Here is a 21,059-nt window from a genome sequence, read left to right as displayed (position 1 = left end):
AGTAAATGTAAAGATGAGGAGTAAAAATATATGAATAATATAGCTGTAATATATAAGTCTAAATATGGTAGCACTAAAAGGTATGCTCAATGGATAGCTGAAGAAGCTAAAGCAGATTGTTTTGAATGCTCAGGAATAGAACATAAGACACTAATGGAATATGATACTATTATTTATGGTGGTGGATTATATGAAAGTGGAATTGATTATAAGAAATTAGGAATAATTCATAAATCCATGATGGCAATGCTGAAAACTGTAGTGTCTAAGAAGGGTTCAGATGAATTGTCTGATGATGATAGAGAATTTTTAGCTACATACGGAAAAAAGTTGATTTTACTGATAAAAATATGATAAAACCATTATTATTATTTTTAGAAAGTTAAAGATATTAATAAAGCTTTAATTACTAGCCTATATAGTTATAAAATTTTCAGTACATTAGAATCAAAAATTATAAATGACCAAAATGTGTATTTATAGATAAACAAAAGTCGATGAAGCTCCGCATGTACATACATAATATGACCGATGATTTTACCGTCTTTTTCCATTACAAAATCAAGTTCCGGTATAAAATCCTCTCTGTCACGATAACCGTGGAGTACATAGTGTTCCAAGCATCCTGGGCGATAAACATTTCAAAATACTTCCCGTGTTAAGTTCTCAACCTCCTGATAATCAGCAGGTGTTTCTAAATGTATAATATAGTAATTTGTTTTCATTATTTTTCCTCCTGTTTTACTTTCAAAGCTCAGACTCTAAAGATACTAAATTGTAACATATACTTACAGAATAAGTAAAATTTTAAAATATATGTTACAATCTAATTTAATAAATACTTTTATTTATAAAAAAGGAGCTGATATAATTATGTCGAATTTTCTAAAACTTATTTTAGGTGGAATTATCATTTGGTCATCTCATTATAGTTCTAAAAGTTTTTCTAATATTAAGGAAAAAATAAATTCAAATAATTTTGAAGAAGAAATAATAAAATATATTCACTCATGTGAAACTAGAATCATAATATTATTGATATTCATAATAATACAAAACATGAGTTTAGCTAGTTAAATCCATGTTTTTATTTATAATATCCTAAAATTGCCCCAAATTCTAATTGAAATTTCCTCTAGAGGAAATACATCACAAGGATTTTATTCCCTTCATCACAATATAATAAGTGAAGATAGAAATGCAAGAATTTAGGAATGAAGTGAAAAATGAAATACAAGAATTTAGAAAAGAAACTAATACTTGGTTAGATGGAGTGGAAGGACGTCTTGAAAAGTTAGAAGTGGGACAAGAGAAATTAGAAGCAGGACAAGAAAAGTTAGAGATAGGAGAAAAAACTGGAAAAAGGGTAAAAAGAAACAAAGGTTCTAATTGAAGAATTTGATCAAAAAGATGCTAATAGGTATTTAGAGTTAAAGGAAACTATTGATCAAATTAAAAAAGATTTATCCACAGTGGAAATAGTCGCAGCTAGTAATTATTCATATATAGCAAGATTAAAAAATAAGAAATAATTTTATTTTAGAGCCTAATATTTTAGGTTCTTTTTTAATAAGATAGATTATGTATATACAAAAAAAGAGGTGGAATATAAAAAAAGATAAAAAGTGAAAATAAATTATGTTTGATTTGTATGGAAGAGTATGAAGTAGATATCGTAGAAATATTAGATGCTGAAATATATAAAGATGAAGAAGTTACTTTTAAAGCTCTTTATGAGTATTATAGTATAGGAGATTAATTTCTTGAAACTGAAGAAATGATAAGAGCTAATACTTTGGCCATGAAAGATGCTTATAGAAAAATAAAAAGGAGTAGAGATTAGAAAATGTGATTTAAGGTTTATTTTAGATTTATGGAAATAAAGCTCTAAAATAGAATATGAATATATATAATTTTTAATGCGTACAATAATAAACAAACAAAATGTATTGAAAATGGAAAATAAGCTTGTTTATATCTTTTGCTAGTATTATAATGTAAGTGAAAGGGTGTGGGATTATGTATAATTCAGATGATAATTTAGTTAGAATTCTAGAAGTTAATCTTAAGAACTATAAAAATATATCTAATGGAACTGTTAAAATGGCTAGTATTCAAAATATAGAAGATGGTCTGGGAGATATCCTTGGAATCTATGGGCAAAATGGTTCAGGTAAGACTTCAATCATTAGTGCTGTAAGAATTGTTCAAGACATGTTTACTGGAAAATCATTGCCTAAAGATATTGAAGAATACATTATGTATGGCCAAAACGAATCTGAGATAGATTCTTTGTTTTATATAAAGAATGGTGACAAAAGATATAAAGTAAAATACAAAATAACCCTTTTAAAAGATAATGAAGATATATTTATAAAAGAAGAGTCCATAGATTATTGGTATAAAGAGAATATCAATGATGGTTGGGATAGAGTAAAGGGATTAATTAGAAATGTATATAACAAGAATAATATATTCCCTAAATATAGAAATGAAGAGATATTGAAATTATATGATGATGAGAATGACTTTATTGTCAATAAGAAAATGAAATTTAAAGATCATAAAAGTCTTATTTTTTCAGAAGAACTGATTGATTTGATAAATGAAAACCCTAAAGATATAGGTGGAGAATATGAAATACTGAGCATATTAAAACACTATGCTTTTTCAAATTTATTTATTATAGATAACAAACGCTTAGCTCTTAGTGATGCAAATATTGTACTACCTATGAATTTTAAAAATTATATCAGCAATGAAAATATTTCAATGGGAGTTATGCCAATAGGCCTTGATGAATCTACTTACTTACCTAGAGAAGCTGTTACTCAAATAAAAACTAGCATTGAAGCATCTAATAAAGTAATAAGTGAAATAATACCAGAACTAAAAATAAAATTAAAAGAATTAAAAATACAAACTTCTGAATCTGGAGAAGAGGAAGTATTAGTAGAACTTTTTTCATGCAGGGGAAATGTAGAGATTCCGATAAGATATGAATCGGATGGTATAAAAAAAATAGTAGCAGTTCTTCATCTGCTGATAGCGATGTTTAATTATAAGTCGATGTCAGTATTAGTTGATGAATTAGACTCAGGTATATTTGAATATTTATTAGGAGAAATACTTGAAATACTAGAAAAAAGAGGAAAAGGACAGTTAGTTTTTACATCACATAATTTAAGACCATTAGAAGTGTTAAATAAAAATAATTTAGTATTTACAACAACCAATGCTGACAATAGATACATTAAACTAAAATATGTACAGACTAATAATAACTTAAGGGACATGTATTATAGAGATTTAATTTTAGGAGGACAAGACGAAGTTATATATGATAAAACCAATTCAGCTAAAATAACTAGAGCTTTTCGAAAGGCTGGTGAATAGATTTTGGCTAGAAAAAAAGTAGTTTTATTTATAGTTGAAGGTATTACAGACCAAGAGAGTTTAGAATTATTATTAGAAGAATTTATTCAAGATAATAATCAAGTAATATTTGAAGTAGTAGATGGAGATATTACTTCAAGCAACGATGTAGATAATAAAAATATTAAAAGTAAAATTACTGATATAATTAAAGGTGGTGGAAAAAGAAAATTTAAACCTAGTGACTATTTAGAAGTAATTCATTTAGTTGATATGGATGCTGCATTTATTTCAGAAGATAATATATATAAAGATGAATCTACTAATAGATTCGTTTATAAAGAAGATGGTATATATGCAAGAAATATTGAAAGTGTAATCAAAAGAAATAATAAAAAGAAGGGCTTATTAAATTTATTATTATCTACAAATAAAGTATATAAATCTGTTCCCTATAGAGTTTTTTATTTTTCTTGCAATTTAGAACATGTGCTTCACAATGAAATAGAAGTTGAGGAAAAATTAAAGATAAAGTATGCTAGAGATTTTCAAGACAAATATATTGATGATTTAGATGAATTTGTAGACTTAATATGTAATAGTACTTTTACTGTGGACAAGGAGTATGAAGATAGTTGGGAATTTATAAAAAAAGATAATAACTCGATTAAAAGATTTACCAACTTCAATATTTTATTAAAGGATTATTTGAATAAATAATTGTAAAATCTGAAAAGTAAATCTATCTATTTTAGAACATAAAATATATCTGTCCTATTATAGTGTACTTTAAAGAGTACACTATTTTAATGCAATAAAATATACCTATAGATAAATTTTAAATAAATATATTTATCAAATCTGTACTCATAATCTTACATACCCTAAAAGTACACAAGGAGGTGTTCAAAATGATATTTGGATATATCAGAGTTTCTAGTAAGGAGCAAAATTCAGAAAGACAAAGAGAAGGAATTGAAATAGCTAAAAGACAAGGTAAATACAAGGGAAGAAAACCTACTGAGCTACCAAAAAACTTTCCTAGCTTATATAATAGGTGGAAACAAGGAACGATAACAGGAGTTGAATTTACAAAGCTGTTGGGATATAAAAGTAGAAATACTACTTATAAAAAGATAAGACAATAGGAAGAAGAATTGTTTAGAAAGTAGTACACAATCCTTATGTGATGTATAATGTTATAAAGATAGAAAATAAAAGCAAATCTAGGCAAAGTCTGCATAACAAGATATTGTTGTAAATCACGATAAAGATTAAAAAAAATTGAGGTGTAAATATGGTTGATCAAATTAAGTTGCCTAATAATTTAAAAGGTAGGAATTTATATGTTAAGGTAATCCCTACAGTATGCAATTTAGAAAACATGTTAAATAGACGAGTAGAAGTTAAAGGATATAAATGCTAAAATAATATTGTAGGAAGTTGCCAATATTTTAATGTACAATATTTACAAAATTCTCTATAGTATTAATGGGTGATGAAAGTGATTTTAAACATTAATACAGAAATAGAGATAAAAACTGTAAAAGATTTAAACAAATTAAAAACATTAGTGGAGGTTAATAATTTGGAAAAACCAAATTTCAGTGAAATAGGAAGGGAGTTGGGAGTTGATAGGAGAACAGTTAAAAAATATTATGAAGGAAATACGGAAAAAGAAAGAAAAGAGAAGAAATCTAAAATAGATGATTATCACAATATTATCACTTCTTTGCTATCAGCAAAAAGCAAGCAGATATTCTACTACAAATCTCATCTCTATAGATATCTGGTAAGAGAGCACGGGCTTGAATGTTCTCGTAGCAATTTTAATTACTACATTTTAAAGAAAAGTGAATTTGCTGAGTATTTTAAACCAAAAGCAAAAAAAGATTCTGTGAAATCTGAAACACCTTTTGGTAAACAAGCTCAGTTTGATTGGAAAGAGAAATTAAAATTTTCTTTTAAAGATAATAGTGAAATGCTTTTAAATGTAGGTAGCTTAGTCTTATCTGCCTCTAGATTCAAGGTATGGGCAATATATCCATCAACAAGTCAGAATCATCTATTTGATTTTTTATCTAATTCATTTGAATCATTAGGTGGAGTGCCAAAAGAAATAGTAATTGATAACGCTTCTACTATGATGGATAAAGCTAGAACCGAGTGTTCAGATGGTAAAGTAAATAGTAAGTTTAAGCAACTTTCTGATGACTTTGGATTTAGCATATATCCTTGTGTTAGAGCAAGACCTAATACTAAAGCAAAAGTTGAAAATCCAATGAGAATAATTGATGAAATTATGAATTACAATGGTGTTTTAGAAGATTTACAAGAATTGCATGAAAAGATGAGTGTAATCACAAATGAAGCTAATTCAAGAGTATGTCAAGCTACAGGATTACCACCTATATTAGTTTTTAACAAAGAAAAAGAACATCTATTACCACTCCCACATGATAAAATCTGTTCTTTTTACAAAAATGAAACTGTACAAGCAAAGGTGAATACCAATAGCCTATTTAAATACAAGCATAATATGTATTCAGCTCCACCAGATTTAATTGGTAAAAATGTTACAATACAAGTTAGTGAAAATAACTTACATGTATATTATAACAAAAAACTAATTACAATCCATAGAATAACAGAAAAAAAGATTAATTATCACAATGATCATCATTTAAAGATGTTAGGATTAACATTTAAATGAAAAGAAGATGTTTCAGAGTATGCAGATAAACATTTAAAAGAATTGGAGAAATTTAATGAACAATTATCAAAAGTTATGTGAGAACCTAAAAGAGTTAAAGTTAGTTCAGACAAGCTTGAGACTAGATGAATATATTACAAAAGTAAATGAGGATAAAATAAGTCTAGTAGACGCACTTTATGAGCTTACTACAAAAGAAATAGAAATAAAAAACTTTAATGCTACAAATGCAATGGTTAAAGTAGCAGGATTTCCACATTTAAAAGAAATGAAAGATTTCGATTTTGAGTTTCAGCCTAAAATAAATAAACAACAATTTTTAGATTTTGAGAGTTTAAGATTTTTAGAAAACAATAGTAATATAATACTAATTGGAAATAGTGGGGTAGGCAAGACTCATCTTGCTACTTCCATTGGTATGGCAGCTGCTAAAAAGCGATTTAGCACTTATTTTATAAAATGTCAAGACTTAATTGCTCAACTAAAAAAGGCATATTTAGAAAATAAATTAGACAGTAGAATAAAACATTTTAGCAAATATAAATTGTTAATAATTGATGAAATAGGCTATCTTCCTATTGGAGAGATGGAAGCTAAAATGTTTTTCCAACTAATAGATAAAAGATATGAAAAGAAAAGCACAATAATTACTAGCAATATAAATTTATCGGATTGGAGTGAAATATTTGTAGACAATATGTTAGCTAGTGCCATCTTAGATAGATTAGTCCATCATTCTAGTATAGTAAATATATTAGGTAATTCTTATAGAACAGCTACTGCTCTATCTAAAATATCTAATAAAGATAATTAGCAAAACTGTACATAGAAATATTGGCACATTTATGCAAAATAATCTTGACATTAATAAAGGAGACTATTCAAAATTAAAACAGTGGGAAAAAAGAAGTTACAAAGCATATCTCATTAGTGACATTGCAGAAGAAATTATAGCTTCAAAAGAAAGTGGATGGAAAGATATAATTAGAGAGCATATTCTAAGCAAAAATCCATCTAATTTTGGAGCAAGTTGCATAGATATTTATTTAGTAGCTTATTTTTGTGAAACATATGGATCTGGTAAAGATAAATTTTTTAGCTATGTAAAGGATACACAGATATCAGATAAAAACAATTCGGCACAGGCAATATGGCAAGTAGGAAAAGGAGATGGCGTTTATCTAGGAATACTAAATGAAGATGGTACAGTTAAAGATTGGGACTTTATAAAACAATGGATTGGAATAGAGAAATAAATATAAAATATAATTCCAAAATCAAATTTGGAGGTATTCAAAATATTATGTATAAGTTTAATATTAAAGACAATAGATTAGATAAGATAAAAAGAACCTCATTTAAAGAAAATGATATTATGGAAAGAGCTAATATACAAGAATGGATTAGGAAAGACCCCTGAATTTTAGGAGAAGAATTAATTGTAATAGCTCATGAATATGATAAATTTGAAGTAAATGAACGCTTGGACTTATTAGCAATAGACAAAGATGGTAATTTAGTTATTATAGAAGTGAAAAGAGATAATACTGGTGGAAGTGTAGATTTTCAATCGTTAAAATATTGTTCTTATTGTTCTACTTTAACTCCTGAACAAATAATTGAAATATATAAAGAATATCTAGAAAAGTTTGATATTCAAGAAGATCCTATAGAAAATATAATGAACTTTTTAGAGGTAGACTCAGAAGATATATTAAACAACATATTAAACACCTATCAAAGGATTATTATAGCAGGTGGAGAAATAGACAAAAGGATCCTTTCGTCAGCTGCTTGGTTATCAAAAAATAACATAGATATAAAGTGCATTACTATAGTTCCATATTTAACAGACAATAAAGAAGAAATATTAATCGATATAAATCAAATAATTCCAGTTTATGATATAAATGATTATTTTATAAGCAAAAAACATAGATAAGTCTAAAGGTAAATTAGTTCAACCTGATGATCTTATAGAATTCTTCAAGAAAGTAACATCACTGATAGATTCAAAGGGACATAGGACATATTATTATGCTAGAAAACCTTATATGAAGGTAAGTTCTGAAGTAGATAGCAAATTGAAATTTGGCCTTGTATGTAGTAAGATGGAAAATGCATTTAGACCTAAATTATCAGCAAGAAATAGTGTATTATCTAAAAAATATTGGATATATTCAATGAAAACAAAGAGCAAATTCAAAGGGAATTAAACCATTCATTAGTAGCAAGAGAAGGCAGTAAAAATAGTAATTGGTTAAGAGTATTTTATACTATTTCCATTGATAAAAATAGAGAAATCCAAAGCTATAGTAAAGAAGTTGGAGAAGAATTCACTAAATTTATAGAAGTATTTAAAAGGTTTATTTAAATAAATAATTATCAAAAATTTAATTCGAAAGAGTTCAATGAGTTCATTTATTTTGTTAGCAAATTTAAAGAATATAAATATTACTTTAATACCACTAGGGCCAAATTTTAGGGCTCTTTTTTAATACCAAAAAAAGGAGGAAAAGCAATGGCAAAAATAAATCAAAAGGGTGGTCAGGGGAAGACTATAACAGCTTTAAATCTAGGATATGCATTATCTGAAAGTAGCGAGGTGTATTACCATTAACCATAGCTATAATCTTATCTTTCTTTATTATATTTGCAGGAGTGTCAGAATATCTAAGGCTAAAACTAATAGTATCAGGAATAAAAGAAGCCATACAGTCATCAGTTATATTTCTAAGCATAGAAAACCCCTAATGTATATGGAAGCTCTAGAGAAGTCTGCTCAGGAGGCTATGGATATATCGATAATGAAGAACAAATGTAATAGATATAAAAGATAAATTTATATATACAAGAGATGGAAATATAATATCCTATATTCAAATAAATCCAATAGACATAAACCTACTAAGTAAAATAGAAAAACAGTTATTAGCAAAAACATTAACAGCAGAACTAACCTCAGAAAGAAAGACATTTAAATTCATAGCAGTATCAAGACCAGTAGACATATCCCTTCTACTAACTGAATACCAAAACATAATCTCAACTACAAAAGATATAAAACAAAAAGAACTCATAATACAAGAAATGTACTCAATAAGTAACTTTGCTATATCTGGAGAAGTAGTCCAAAGACAATTCTATATAATGCTATGGGAAAAATATGAAGAAGGAATAGAAAGAGACCTACTAAAAAGAACTATGGACTTCCTATCAAAACTAGAATCAAGTGGAGTCAAGTGCAGTATCTTAAATCAAAGTAAAATAGTCAGACTATGTAATCTGATAAATAACCCTGCTTATGTTAATTTGGAAGGGACAAGTTTTGATGTGGAGATGCCGATTTTGAAGGGGGAATTTTTAGCAAAGTTTGATATAAATATGTAATTTAAATAAGATAAATGTAAATATTTGTAAGAAAAGAAGGTATTTCAAAAGTTATATCGAATATATGTATATAAGCCATAATAATATATCAAAGAATTTAGACTAATAATATATAATTAAAGAACTATAGGGGGGAAGGAGATAAACATGTATTTATATAACTTAAAGTTATGGAATTTTAGAAAATATGGATCTGATGGAGAAATTAACTTGGAAAAACCTAATTTAGATGTATTTTTCAATAATGGATTAAATCTTTTAACTGGAGAAAATGATTCTGGTAAAACAGCAATCATTGATGCGATAAAGCTAGCACTTAAAACATCAAGTTATGATTGGGTATATATATCAGATTCTGATTTTTATAATTCATCGGAAAAACTAAGGATAGAACTATTATTTAGGGATATTTCAGAAGATGAGGGAAAGAATTTTATAGCTTATTTTAGGGATAAAGAATTTGATGATGGAGTAGAGCAAGTTCTTAATTTAAATTTAACAGCAGATATACGAAATGGTAAAGTCTTCACATCAGATATAAAAGCAGGAACTGGAGGGGTTGAAAAACCAATACCAGCAGAGGTTAGAGAACTATTAAAAGTTACTTATCTAAAGCCTTTAAGAAATGTACAGTCTGAATTGATACCTAAAAGAAATTCAAGATTATCACAAATATTTCAAGGCCATGAAGCATTCAAAACAGCTGAATCACATTTATTAGTAAAGTTATATGAAGAATTTAACGAATCCATAAAATTTTATTTTGAAGGCAAAGACAATACTGGAGAACCTCTTTCAGAAGATCAAAATGGTAAAATGTTAAAACAAAGTATTGACGATACTATAAAAGATTTTTTTGATAAAGATAGTGAATCTAATATTGAAACTACTAATGCAGATATTAAAAGAATTCTAGAAAGTCTTAGATTAACGATACTAGGAGTAGATAATCCAGGACTAGGATCCTTAAACAGGCTATTTATGGCATCAGAACTTATTCATTTAAACAAAGAAAACTGGAGTGGATTAAGGCTGGGATTAATAGAAGAAATTGAAGCACATTTACATCCACAGGTACAGTTAAAAGTAATTAAGAGTTTATTAAAACAGAAAAACACTCAGTTGATATTAACTACGCATAGTCCAAACCTTGCTTCTAAAGTGCCATTGAAAAATCAAATAATATGTAGAAATAATTCTGCATATTCTCTTTCAGAAGAATACACTAATTTAGATTCAACAAATTATGTGTTTTTAGAAAAGTTTCTTGATGTTACAAAGTCAAACTTACTTTTTGCAAAAGGATTAATTTTGGTAGAAGGGTGGTCTGAAGAACTTATAATACCTATTATAGCAGATAAGATAGGTTATAATTTAATTGACAATGAGGTTTCAATTATAAATGTAGGAAATCTTGGCTTTTCAAATTATTATAAAATCTTCTCAAGAAAAGATGGAAAAGACATGGATATAAACATTTCTATTATTACAGATTGTGATGTACGAGAGTATAAAGAAGAAATTATAGATAATGTAAAGTCATATAGTAAAATAGATAAAACTCTATATACTTCAATGTGTCAAGATGCCGTTCAAGAGAAGTCTGAAGCTTATGACGATACTGTTAAGCCATTTATTGCAGACGAATGGACCTTAGAATGGTGCCTGATGAAATCTTTAGTTTTAAGTGATACCTTTAAGAAAATAGCACAAGATATCCATAGTGGAAGTGATTGGTCAGATTTCCAGAAGGAGCTTGCTAAAAAACTTTTTTAAAAACACTTAATAAATCTGAAATAGCCTATAGAATGGCACAGGAAATGGATAAAAATAGTGAAATTAAATTTAATGAATTAGAGAATGATCAAACTATGAAGCATATAGTAGAGGCGATAAAATATGCATGTGAATAATATAGTTGTTCAAGATGAAGATATTGAGTTTACAGAGAAAATATTACTGGAAGATGGAAAAAGATTTGATGAAGCAAGACGAAACTATATAAAAGATTTTAGCACTTCAGATTTACAAGCTGTACCTGGAAGTGGTAAAACAACTTTGCTTTTAGCAAAATTACTAATCGTAGAAAAAAATCTACCCTTTGATGATAATACGGGAATTTTAGTATTATCCCATACGAATACAGCTGTTAATGAAATAAAAGATAAAATAAAGAGATTTTGTCCCAGATTATTTTGTTATCCAAATTTTGTAGGAACAATTCAAATTTTTGTAAATAAATATTTAGCTTTACCATTTTATGAAAAGACTTATAATAAAAAAATAAAAAGTATCGATGATAAAAGATATTATAAATATATTGAAGAATATTATAATTCAATGAAAAATTATGGACTAAAAGCCTGGTTGAATAGAAAACATGAACCAATTGAAATTTTAAAAGGAATAAGGCTTAATGAGAACGATAATTTAGTTACTGGTATAAATGGTACAGAGGAAAAGTTTATTTTAAAGGATAAATCAGGCACAAGTTACAAAGGTTTGAAGCGAATGAAGAAAAATTTACTTGAATCTGGGAATTTACATTATGATGATGCATATTATCTTGCCATGAACTATATTAAGGAAAATCCAAGAATAATCAAACTTTTACAGAAAAGATTTAGTTATATTTTTGTTGATGAAATGCAAGATATGGGTATTCATCAATATAGATTATTAGAAGAGATATTTTCAAATCATGATGTATCCACTACTTCATTTCAGAGACTAGGAGATAACAATCAAGCAATATACAGCAATAAGGTTAATTATGATATTATCTGGCAAAGTAGAAGTAAAGTACACATTATTAGTGGCAGTAATAGGCTAACTAGAATAAATGCAAAATTAGCCTCTAGATTTTCTATAGATAATTCATGTATCAAGGGATTGAACACTGTAGATAAAATATATAAGCCTGTTTTATTGGTGTATAATCAGGATAAAGTTGAATGCTCTGTCATTAAAAGGTTTTCACAATATTTAAATGAATTATTTGAAAGAGAAGAAAGATTTAGTGATATAAATTATAAAGTTGTTTCGTGGAGACGCCATCATAAAGATAAAGATAAGGATAAAATAGTACTTTCTTCTTACTGTCCAAAGAATGTGAACATTAGTGGTAATAATGGTAATTTAGGAGTATCACCAAATAAAAATTTTGATTACTATACAGCAAATCAAATTATAAGAGATAAAATAGTAGAAAAATTAAATAAAATTGATGCTAAAATAGAGGGACAAGATATAACGAAAAGCTTATTAACTAATTATTTAAGAGAATTAGAAGATGAAAAATATAATAAATATAAATCATGCATATATAATTGCATAAATTTTTTGATTGATGAAAATTATAATTTGTTTTATCAGGAGATTAATTCATATTTAGAAGAACTAGTAGAATTATTTGATTATAATGTCAACCGGGACCATTTATTAACTATTGAAGAAAATGAATTTGAATTCATAAGAGAGCCAGATAGTCCAAATAAAAGATGTAACGGATGTGATGTTATAAATAATACTCCTACTGTAAATAGTGTTCATTCTGTTAAAGGGGAGACCCATGATGCTACCTTATTTCTAGAATCATTTCATAATAAAAAATATGAGTCTGATATACTGCATGAAGTATTATGTGGGAAAACTATTTTTGAATCTATACAGCAAGATTTACAACAAGTCAAAAAACTTGAAGATGAAATTACTGGTATAGAAGCTAAAGGCAAAGAAAGAGGAATTAAAACTAAAAAAGATAAAATCAAAAAAATCGAATCACAAATTAAAAACAAGAGACAATATTCTAGATTAGTTTATGTTGCATTAACACGTGCAAAAAGTATTGTGGGATATGGAATAAGCAGGCAAAATTATAATAAGTATTTAAAAGATAATATAAATCTAGAAGAATGGGAAGTTATTTTAGTTGAGTGATAGTAATTAGAGGGGTGGTAAAATGAAATTATCACAAGATTCAATAAGATGGGCGATTAAACATCTGTCAAAAGAAAGTGATACAGACTTATTTCCAAAGCCTAAAGAAATAACAGTTATAGAGGAATTAAGTAATAAAGTTATTAAAGATCTGTCAAATATCGATATTTCTAATTATAAATGGAATTCTTCAAGAAGATTTATAATTCCAAAGTCAGAGTTTTCTTATAGAGTTTCAACGCAGTTGGATCCTATAGATAGCGTTATATTGTCTGCGATTATTTATGAATATGGTCATAAAATTGAAGAGAAAAGAGATTTATATGAACATAATCGTGTATTTAGCTATAGACTTGAAAAAGATGAAGAAGGTAAGCTCTATAAAGATGATAATGCTTGGAAAAACTTCTGGGAAAGTTCAATTAATAAATCTAGAGCTTATAATTATGTGGTATATTTAGATATCGCTGATTTTTATAATCAAATATATCATCATACAGTTGAAAATCAATTAATAAGATGTAATTTTCCAAATCAAATTAAAAAGTCAGTGATGTCTTTATTAGAATCATTAACCGAAGGTGTATCTCGTGGAATTCCTATTGGGCCACATTCAGCTCATATTCTTGCTGAGATGACATTAATTCCAATTGATGAAAGTATGATTTTAAAAGGATTTGATTTTTGTAGATATTCTGATGATATATTATTATTTTGTGATTCTGAAAATAAAGCAATAACTATGATATATGAGTTAGCAAAAATTTTAGATAAACAACAAAGATTGATGCTACAAAGACAGAAGACCCAAATTATGGAATCAAAAGAATTTCGTCAAAAATATGATAGTATATTAAAGGACAATCCAATAAATCAAAAAGAAAAGGATATTTTAAAAACCTTGAATAAACACTCGAGTGGGAATCCATACAGTAGAGTTAAATTAGAAAATTTATCTCAATCAGAAAAAGATATATTTTCTGAAGATGTATTAAAAGACTTAATAGAGCAATATTTAAATCAAAAGTTTCCTAATTTTTCAAGGCTAAGATGGTTTTATAGACGTTTAGCTCAGGTTGGCACACAAAATGCTATAGATATTTCAATAGAAAAATTTAATGAATTAGTCCCTGCAATTAGTGATGTGTGTCAATATTTTATAGCTACTGTTGAAAGTAATGAGTCGAAGACATGGCATTCAACTGGAGAACGTGTTATTGAATTACTAGAAGATGAGCTAGTAAAAACAAATGAATATTTTCAAATATCTATACTCAGTTTATTTGTTAATAATAATAAATTAAACCATATTGATAAGTTGATAAGAAAGTATCAAAATGTACCTGAAGGATTAAAAAGAAAAATTATATTAGCTTGTTATGAAGCAGATGCTGAGTCTTGGATTCGAGAACTAAAAGAAGAATATCAAAGAATGGAGTTATGGACTAGACGAGCATTTTTGATAGCTTGTAGTATTTTTCCTGCTGACGAAAGGAAATATTATTTAAACAGAATAAATGAGAAAACAGATGATAAAGATATTATGACCAAATTAATAATTAAGTGGTCAAAGATTCAATAAATACTTTCAGTTTATAATATGAGGTAGATGCTTTATTAGATGAGAAATTAAATAAAAAGCAATTTCCAAAACAACTATGTTCTATAAAATACAAGAGCTAAACCTTACCCAGAATTAAGGGTTAGCTCTTTTTTTCATTTAATAGGAAAGTTCTACTTTCCTATTAAATAAAAATAGGTATGCTCTTAAATTAAAGCATACCAAAAAATCTAATAGAAATTAGATTACTTTTTGTATTCATAGTGAACACCACGAATACCAGTATATGATTTTGGAGTCATAATACCATCACAAACTTGGCAATAAGGCTGTGGTGGAACAGATGGAGCTAGACCATTAAAAATATTATCCTCTTCTAATTGATTTACAATGAAACTAGGAACCCAAAGGGAATAACCACATTTAGTACAAATAAATTCTACTAAATCATCATTTTTAGAAAAACCTTCAAGAATATTCATAAAACACCTCCACAGTGCTAAATTAATTACTAAGCACTATTATACAATTGAGAAGGAAAATTATCAATATACTGGTTTTCTCCTGAATGAAAAATATCAACAAGTTCCATTGTATGCCCACAAGAACACCATAAAGGGTCTACACCGAAAGCAAGAAGAAGTCTAGCACGCCAATTAGAATACTTTTTTCTAAAGTTTTTCTTAGAAACAGTATCCATTAGATAGAGCTTAGAAGAATGAGAATATTTTTTAGCATAAAGACCATAATATCTAATCATTTTAAATTGTGTTTCTGGAATATGAATAATTAAACGCTTAATAAAATCCATAGCATGTATTTTTTCAACTACCCGTTTGTTGTCTTCGTGGCGATCATAGTAAAACTCAACAAATTCACCATCATAATTAATGATACGAGACTGAGCCATAGCAGGACGCCCAGTGTATCGAATAATATACTTAACAGCCTCAGAAGATTTAGAATTAACATTTGGATTAGCATAAACATAGAAACCCTTAGGATAATTTTTAAACAAATATGATTTAAGAGAATAAAAAGAAGAACCAAGGTTTTTATGAAGAAATGAAAGCATAGTAGCTTGCCACCTTTTCCTGAGCATATTAAAAGGAATATGAGAGATTTTTCTCCAAACAGTTCTGTTACCAGAAGCACCTTCAGTTAAAAGCATATGTATATGAGGGTTCCATTTAAGATCACGACCGAAAGTATGCATAGTAGAAATAAACCCAGGCTTCAAATTCTCAGATTTATTTAATTTAAAAAACCAAGTTAGAATAGTATCAGCACTAGCCTTGAAAAATAGATTGAGAAGCTTTCTATCTCTGCTAAAGAAAATTCTAAGCTCTTTAGGAATAGTAAAAACAATATGACGATGTTTGCAATTAATGAGTTTAGAAGAAATTGAAGAAGCACGATCTTGAATATACTTAGCGCCACAAGAGTTACAAAAACGACTTTTACAAGTAAAATAGACATGCTTAAACTTACCACAGTGTTCACAGTGATAAAGTGCGTGTCCCATTGAAGAGTCACCACATTTAATTATTTTATCAACATTTTTTAAAACAGTAGGTCTAATAGGATAACCTTCATTAAGAAAAGCATCCCAATGATCTGCAAAGATATCTTTAATTTTAAAAGAAATATTGGGCATAAATATCACCAAAATATTTATACCCAAATGAAAACAAATTTAATTTTAAAAAGAAAGTTAAAATTTAAGATTTTAACGCGTCGTAGACGCTATTTTTATTTAATAGGAAAGTTCTACTTTCCTATTAAATAAAAATAGGTATGCTCTTAAATTAAAGCATACCAAAAAATCTAATAGAAATTAGATTACTTTTTGTATTCATAGTGAACACCACGAATACCAGTATATGATTTTGGAGTCATAATACCATCACAAACTTGGCAATAAGGCTGTGGTGGAACAGATGGAGCTAGACCATTAAAAATATTATCCTCTTCTAATTGATTTACAATGAAACTAGGAACCCAAAGGGAATAACCACATTTAGTACAAATAAATTCTACTAAATCATCATTTTTAGAAAAACCTTCAAGAATATTCATAAAACACCTCCACAGTGCTAAATTAATTACTAAGCACTATTATACAATTGAGAAGGAAAATTATCAATATACTGGTTTTCTCCTGAATGAAAAATATCAACAAGTTCCATTGTATGCCCACAAGAACACCATAAAGGGTCTACACCGAAAGCAAGAAGAAGTCTAGCACGCCAATTAGAATACTTTTTTCTAAAGTTTTTCTTAGAAACAGTATCCATTAGATAGAGCTTAGAAGAATGAGAATATTTTTTAGCATAAAGACCATAATATCTAATCATTTTAAATTGTGTTTCTGGAATATGAATAATTAAACGCTTAATAAAATCCATAGCATGTATTTTTTCAACTACCCGTTTGTTGTCTTCGTGGCGATCATAGTAAAACTCAACAAATTCACCATCATAATTAATGATACGAGACTGAGCCATAGCAGGACGCCCAGTGTATCGAATAATATACTTAACAGCCTCAGAAGATTTAGAATTAACATTTGGATTAGCATAAACATAGAAACCCTTAGGATAATTTTTAAACAAATATGATTTAAGAGAATAAAAAGAAGAACCAAGGTTTTTATGAAGAAATGAAAGCATAGTAGCTTGCCACCTTTTCCTGAGCATATTAAAAGGAATATGAGAGATTTTTCTCCAAACAGTTCTGTTACCAGAAGCACCTTCAGTTAAAAGCATATGTATATGAGGGTTCCATTTAAGATCACGACCGAAAGTATGCATAGTAGAAATAAACCCAGGCTTCAAATTCTCAGATTTATTTAATTTAAAAAACCAAGTTAGAATAGTATCAGCACTAGCCTTGAAAAATAGATTGAGAAGCTTTCTATCTCTGCTAAAGAAAATTCTAAGCTCTTTAGGAATAGTAAAAACAATATGACGATGTTTGCAATTAATGAGTTTAGAAGAAATTGAAGAAGCACGATCTTGAATATACTTAGCGCCACAAGAGTTACAAAAACGACTTTTACAAGTAAAATAGACATGCTTAAACTTACCACAGTGTTCACAGTGATAAAGTGCGTGTCCCATTGAAGAGTCACCACATTTAATTATTTTATCAACATTTTTTAAAACAGTAGGTCTAATAGGATAACCTTCATTAAGAAAAGCATCCCAATGATCTGCAAAGATATCTTTAATTTTAAAAGAAATATTGGGCATAAATATCACCAAAATATTTATACCCAAATGAAAACAAATTTAATTTTAAAAAGAAAGTTAAAATTTAAGATTTTAACGCGTCGTAGACGCTATTTTTATCCCAATAACCAACAGAAAGGATTGATAAAATTGAAAAAATCCAAACAAATATCAATCAACAACACCCTACTAAACATAATCTTCCCATAGGATTAGAAATAAAAAGGAACAGCATAATACTAGGAGAAAACACAGGAAAAGTCTATGGCATAGTAAAATATCCTCAAGACTTAGAATATGCTTGGCTATATAAGATAACCAATATTCCTGGAACAATATGCTCTATAAAATTTACTCCAATACATAGTAGCATCTTCATTCAAAACATATTTCGTAGCATAAATAGAAACAGAGGGGTAGCAAATTCAGGCAAATACCCTTTAACCCGTTCTAGAGCTGAAAAAGCAGCTAAAGGAGGATTATCTTATCTTCAAGAGTTCTTCTCCATCATTATGCACATAATAATTCTAAAGGAATAAATTAATATATATAATCTTTTTAGGAGGAATTTATATGGCAAAAGTTCGAAAAATGTTTACTGGAGGAAATACATCCCAAGGATTTTATTCCCTTCATCACAATATAATAAGTGAAGATAGAAATGCACTATATATTTTAAAGGGAATGCCAGGAGGCGGTAAGTCCTCTCTTATGAAAGAAGTAGGAAATAAAATATCAAGTATGGAGATAGATGTAGAATTTCACCATTGTCCTTCGGATGCAAATTCAATAGATGGGCTAGTAATAAATAAGTATAAAATAGCAATTGTAGATGGAACTGCTCCTCACATTATGGATCCTGTATATCCAGGATTAACAGATAAAACAATAGACTTAGCTAAATTTATCAATTCAGATAAATTAATAGATAAACAAGAAATAATAAAAAAGGCTAAAAAAGACAATAAAAATGCCTATAGAAAAGCCTTTAGCTACTTTAATGCTGCAGGAATAATCCATAGAGAAATAGAAGCAGCTAATAGACAATTAGTAAATGAAGGTGGAGTTAATAAAGAGATATTAAACTTAACCCAAAAAGTATTTTCTAAAAATAAAATGAATATCAAATTAAATGGATTTAAGGAAAGACATCTGCTTTCAACAGCTAATACTCCAGGAGGATTTATTGACTATACAGACAGTATACTTGCTGGTGTAGAAGATATTTATTATGTATCTGGAGATATAGGTACGGGAACTTCAAGATTAATGAGCGCTTTAAGTGAAACAGCAAGTCTTATGAATTATCATATAGAAATATATCATAATTCAATGATACCAGAGAAGATAGAGTCCCTATATATAAAAGAAATAGACACAATAATTACTTCGAATGAACATGCTGAAAAATATGACAATACAGTAGTAGATTTAAATAAGTATATGGATATAGATAAAATAGATAGGTCCAATTATGAAGTATATGAAATCCTAAGGAGAAATGGAATAGATAGTTTAAGTAATGCTAAAAACAATCATCTTATATTAGAAAAGACATATATACCATCTGTAGATTATACAGGAGTAGACAAAGTAAAAGCTGAAATATTAGATGAAATTATGGGAAAAATTAAGGCCTAAATTTAGGCCTTAATTTTTTCTCTAATCTTATTATAAAACATTTGAATGGCTCTATCTAATAAATATATAGAAGATTTACCTTGGATACTTCTGGAGTTTCCCCCTCCTTTTAGTATTATATTTTCAGATACTTCCTCTAATATTTCTTTTAAATCTATAGATATATCATTGCTTCTACTTAGGAAAAAATACCCTGTATCACAGTTTTTTATATTGTAAATTTGAATTGTGTTTTTTTCATTTATATTTGAAGCTATGATGGATACTTCTTTTAATTCCATGTCTTTTAATTCTTTAACTATATAATTTGTTCCTTGGACTTCTTTTGCATCCCTTAGAAAAATTTCTCCTTTTGCTTTGTATAATTCTTTTCTTAAATCTCTATTTTCTTTTTCTAAGTCTTTATTTTGCTCAAATAATTTTTTTGTTTTTTCATATGCTTCTTTATCATTTGAAGATAAGAATTTGGCAATATTTCTTATACTTTTATCTTTAAAGTTATAATCCATTATAGCTCTCATACCACATAAAAACTCTAGGCGGGTTCCACCTTTATAATTTGAACTCTTTATTATTTTTAACATACCAACTTCACCTGTATTATATAGATGGGTACCACAACAGGGATTATAGTCCATATCTTCTATTTCTACTATTCGTAAATTTTCATCATCTTCTTTAAAATAGTTTTTAATCTTAAAATTTGACTGTATGATCGTATTTCCAAGGAGTTCTATTTGTCTTATTTGTGTTTCTTCTAGATCCTTTAGATCAATGTCTATACTTGTATAGTCCTCTCCAATATGAAAGCCTGTGGTTTTTCCATGAAATAGTTTGTCTATGGCTAGGGATAGTATATGTTGTCCTGTGTGTTGCTGCATAATATCAAATCTATTATCCCAATCTATGGATAGTTTTACATTTTTTGTATTTATCTTCTTATCTACTACATGTACTATATTGTCTTCTTTTTCATATACATCTAAAACTTTTATATTCTCTATACTTCCTTTATCTCTAGGTTGTCCTCCAGCTAAATGTGGATAAAATATAGTCTTATCTAAAATTATATAATAAAGTCCATTTTTGAATTCAGTTTCTAAGACATTGCTTTGCAAGTTTTTTAAATAGGGATTCTGAATATATGTTTTTTCAGTCAAAAATATCACCAAACCTTTCAGTTATGTAAAATATGGAGATGAATATG

At 27.8% G+C, this 21,059-nt stretch carries 23 protein-coding genes; 18 read left to right on the top strand and 5 right to left on the bottom strand.

Features of this window, described 5'->3' with window-relative positions; translation table 11 throughout:
• Window positions 1-30 precede the first annotated feature (30 nt).
• The 17 genes from AC4PG3_RS08440 to AC4PG3_RS08360 all read left to right on the top strand — a co-directional run bounded on the left by AC4PG3_RS08440 (window position 31) and on the right by AC4PG3_RS08360 (window position 14,999).
• Window positions 31-354 (top strand): flavodoxin domain-containing protein, encoded by a 324-nt coding sequence (locus tag AC4PG3_RS08440; protein WP_492196220.1) that lies wholly within the window; start codon window positions 31-33, stop codon window positions 352-354.
• 519 nt (window positions 355-873) lie between these two features.
• Window positions 874-1,077, top strand: coding sequence for a hypothetical protein (locus AC4PG3_RS08435; protein ID WP_492196219.1), 204 nt, complete (start codon window positions 874-876; stop codon window positions 1,075-1,077).
• A gap of 121 nt (window positions 1,078-1,198) precedes the next feature.
• On the top strand, window positions 1,199-1,393 hold the full coding sequence (locus tag AC4PG3_RS08430; RefSeq protein WP_492196218.1) for a hypothetical protein: 195 nt from the start codon (window positions 1,199-1,201) through the stop codon (window positions 1,391-1,393).
• 626 nt (window positions 1,394-2,019) lie between these two features.
• On the top strand, window positions 2,020-3,396 hold the full coding sequence (locus AC4PG3_RS08425; RefSeq protein WP_492196217.1) for an AAA family ATPase: 1,377 nt from the start codon (window positions 2,020-2,022) through the stop codon (window positions 3,394-3,396).
• A 3-nt stretch (window positions 3,397-3,399) separates the two neighbouring features.
• Entirely contained in the window at window positions 3,400-4,095 is a 696-nt protein-coding gene (locus AC4PG3_RS08420) for a hypothetical protein (protein ID WP_492196216.1), read from the top strand.
• 191 nt (window positions 4,096-4,286) lie between these two features.
• Complete coding sequence (locus AC4PG3_RS08415) at window positions 4,287-4,523, top strand: hypothetical protein (RefSeq protein ID WP_492196215.1); 237 nt, start codon at window positions 4,287-4,289, stop codon at window positions 4,521-4,523.
• A gap of 149 nt (window positions 4,524-4,672) precedes the next feature.
• Window positions 4,673-4,801, top strand: coding sequence for a hypothetical protein (locus AC4PG3_RS08410; protein WP_492196214.1), 129 nt, complete (start codon window positions 4,673-4,675; stop codon window positions 4,799-4,801).
• Window positions 4,802-4,879: 78 nt separating this feature from the next.
• Entirely contained in the window at window positions 4,880-6,088 is a 1,209-nt protein-coding gene (istA, locus tag AC4PG3_RS08405) for an IS21 family transposase (protein ID WP_492196213.1), read from the top strand.
• A 55-nt stretch (window positions 6,089-6,143) separates the two neighbouring features.
• Window positions 6,144-6,902 (top strand): IS21-like element helper ATPase IstB, encoded by a 759-nt coding sequence (istB, locus tag AC4PG3_RS08400; protein WP_492196212.1) that lies wholly within the window; start codon window positions 6,144-6,146, stop codon window positions 6,900-6,902.
• 31 nt (window positions 6,903-6,933) lie between these two features.
• Window positions 6,934-7,344 (top strand): hypothetical protein, encoded by a 411-nt coding sequence (locus tag AC4PG3_RS08395; protein WP_492196211.1) that lies wholly within the window; start codon window positions 6,934-6,936, stop codon window positions 7,342-7,344.
• Between the two features lie 227 nt (window positions 7,345-7,571).
• Entirely contained in the window at window positions 7,572-8,030 is a 459-nt protein-coding gene (locus tag AC4PG3_RS08390) for a hypothetical protein (protein WP_492196210.1), read from the top strand.
• A gap of 228 nt (window positions 8,031-8,258) precedes the next feature.
• Window positions 8,259-8,462, top strand: coding sequence for a hypothetical protein (locus AC4PG3_RS08385; protein ID WP_492196209.1), 204 nt, complete (start codon window positions 8,259-8,261; stop codon window positions 8,460-8,462).
• A 147-nt stretch (window positions 8,463-8,609) separates the two neighbouring features.
• Window positions 8,610-8,708 (top strand): ParA family protein, encoded by a 99-nt coding sequence (locus AC4PG3_RS08380; protein WP_492196208.1) that lies wholly within the window; start codon window positions 8,610-8,612, stop codon window positions 8,706-8,708.
• 203 nt (window positions 8,709-8,911) lie between these two features.
• A complete protein-coding gene (locus AC4PG3_RS08375; RefSeq protein WP_492198217.1) occupies window positions 8,912-9,478 on the top strand; it encodes a TraC-like domain-containing protein in 567 nt (188 codons plus the stop codon).
• 147 nt (window positions 9,479-9,625) lie between these two features.
• Window positions 9,626-11,254 carry an ATP-dependent nuclease gene (locus AC4PG3_RS08370; protein ID WP_492196207.1) on the top strand — a complete coding sequence of 543 codons (1,629 nt, stop codon included), beginning with the start codon at window positions 9,626-9,628 and terminating at the stop codon, window positions 11,252-11,254.
• A 123-nt stretch (window positions 11,255-11,377) separates the two neighbouring features.
• Window positions 11,378-13,417 carry a UvrD-helicase domain-containing protein gene (locus AC4PG3_RS08365; RefSeq protein WP_492196206.1) on the top strand — a complete coding sequence of 680 codons (2,040 nt, stop codon included), beginning with the start codon at window positions 11,378-11,380 and terminating at the stop codon, window positions 13,415-13,417.
• A gap of 22 nt (window positions 13,418-13,439) precedes the next feature.
• Window positions 13,440-14,999, top strand: a complete 1,560-nt coding sequence (locus AC4PG3_RS08360; RefSeq protein ID WP_492196205.1) for an RNA-directed DNA polymerase — start codon at window positions 13,440-13,442, stop codon at window positions 14,997-14,999.
• Window positions 15,000-15,223: 224 nt separating this feature from the next.
• Here AC4PG3_RS08360 and AC4PG3_RS08355 read toward each other — a convergent pair whose 3' ends face one another.
• The 4 genes from AC4PG3_RS08355 to AC4PG3_RS08340 all read right to left on the bottom strand — a co-directional run bounded on the left by AC4PG3_RS08355 (window position 15,224) and on the right by AC4PG3_RS08340 (window position 18,232).
• A complete protein-coding gene (locus tag AC4PG3_RS08355; protein ID WP_492195895.1) occupies window positions 15,224-15,460 on the bottom strand; it encodes a hypothetical protein in 237 nt (78 codons plus the stop codon).
• Between the two features lie 29 nt (window positions 15,461-15,489).
• On the bottom strand, window positions 15,490-16,635 hold the full coding sequence (locus tag AC4PG3_RS08350) for an IS91 family transposase (protein WP_492195896.1): 1,146 nt from the start codon (window positions 16,633-16,635) through the stop codon (window positions 15,490-15,492).
• Window positions 16,636-16,820: 185 nt separating this feature from the next.
• Window positions 16,821-17,057: a hypothetical protein gene (locus tag AC4PG3_RS08345; protein WP_492195895.1), complete on the bottom strand. Its 237-nt coding sequence runs from the start codon at window positions 17,055-17,057 to the stop codon at window positions 16,821-16,823.
• Window positions 17,058-17,086: 29 nt separating this feature from the next.
• Window positions 17,087-18,232, bottom strand: a complete 1,146-nt coding sequence (locus tag AC4PG3_RS08340) for an IS91 family transposase (protein WP_492195896.1) — start codon at window positions 18,230-18,232, stop codon at window positions 17,087-17,089.
• A gap of 552 nt (window positions 18,233-18,784) precedes the next feature.
• Between AC4PG3_RS08340 and AC4PG3_RS08335 the strand changes: the two genes are divergently transcribed.
• Window positions 18,785-19,852, top strand: a complete 1,068-nt coding sequence (locus AC4PG3_RS08335) for a hypothetical protein (RefSeq protein WP_492196204.1) — start codon at window positions 18,785-18,787, stop codon at window positions 19,850-19,852.
• A 2-nt stretch (window positions 19,853-19,854) separates the two neighbouring features.
• Here AC4PG3_RS08335 and AC4PG3_RS08330 read toward each other — a convergent pair whose 3' ends face one another.
• Window positions 19,855-21,012, bottom strand: a complete 1,158-nt coding sequence (locus AC4PG3_RS08330) for an alanyl-tRNA editing protein (RefSeq protein WP_492196203.1) — start codon at window positions 21,010-21,012, stop codon at window positions 19,855-19,857.
• Window positions 21,013-21,059: the final 47 nt, after the last annotated feature.

The organism is Tissierella sp. QWL-11, assembly GCF_058683765.1.
Note: the sequence above shows the minus strand (reverse complement) of the source record. Positions and strands in the feature narration are given on the sequence as shown.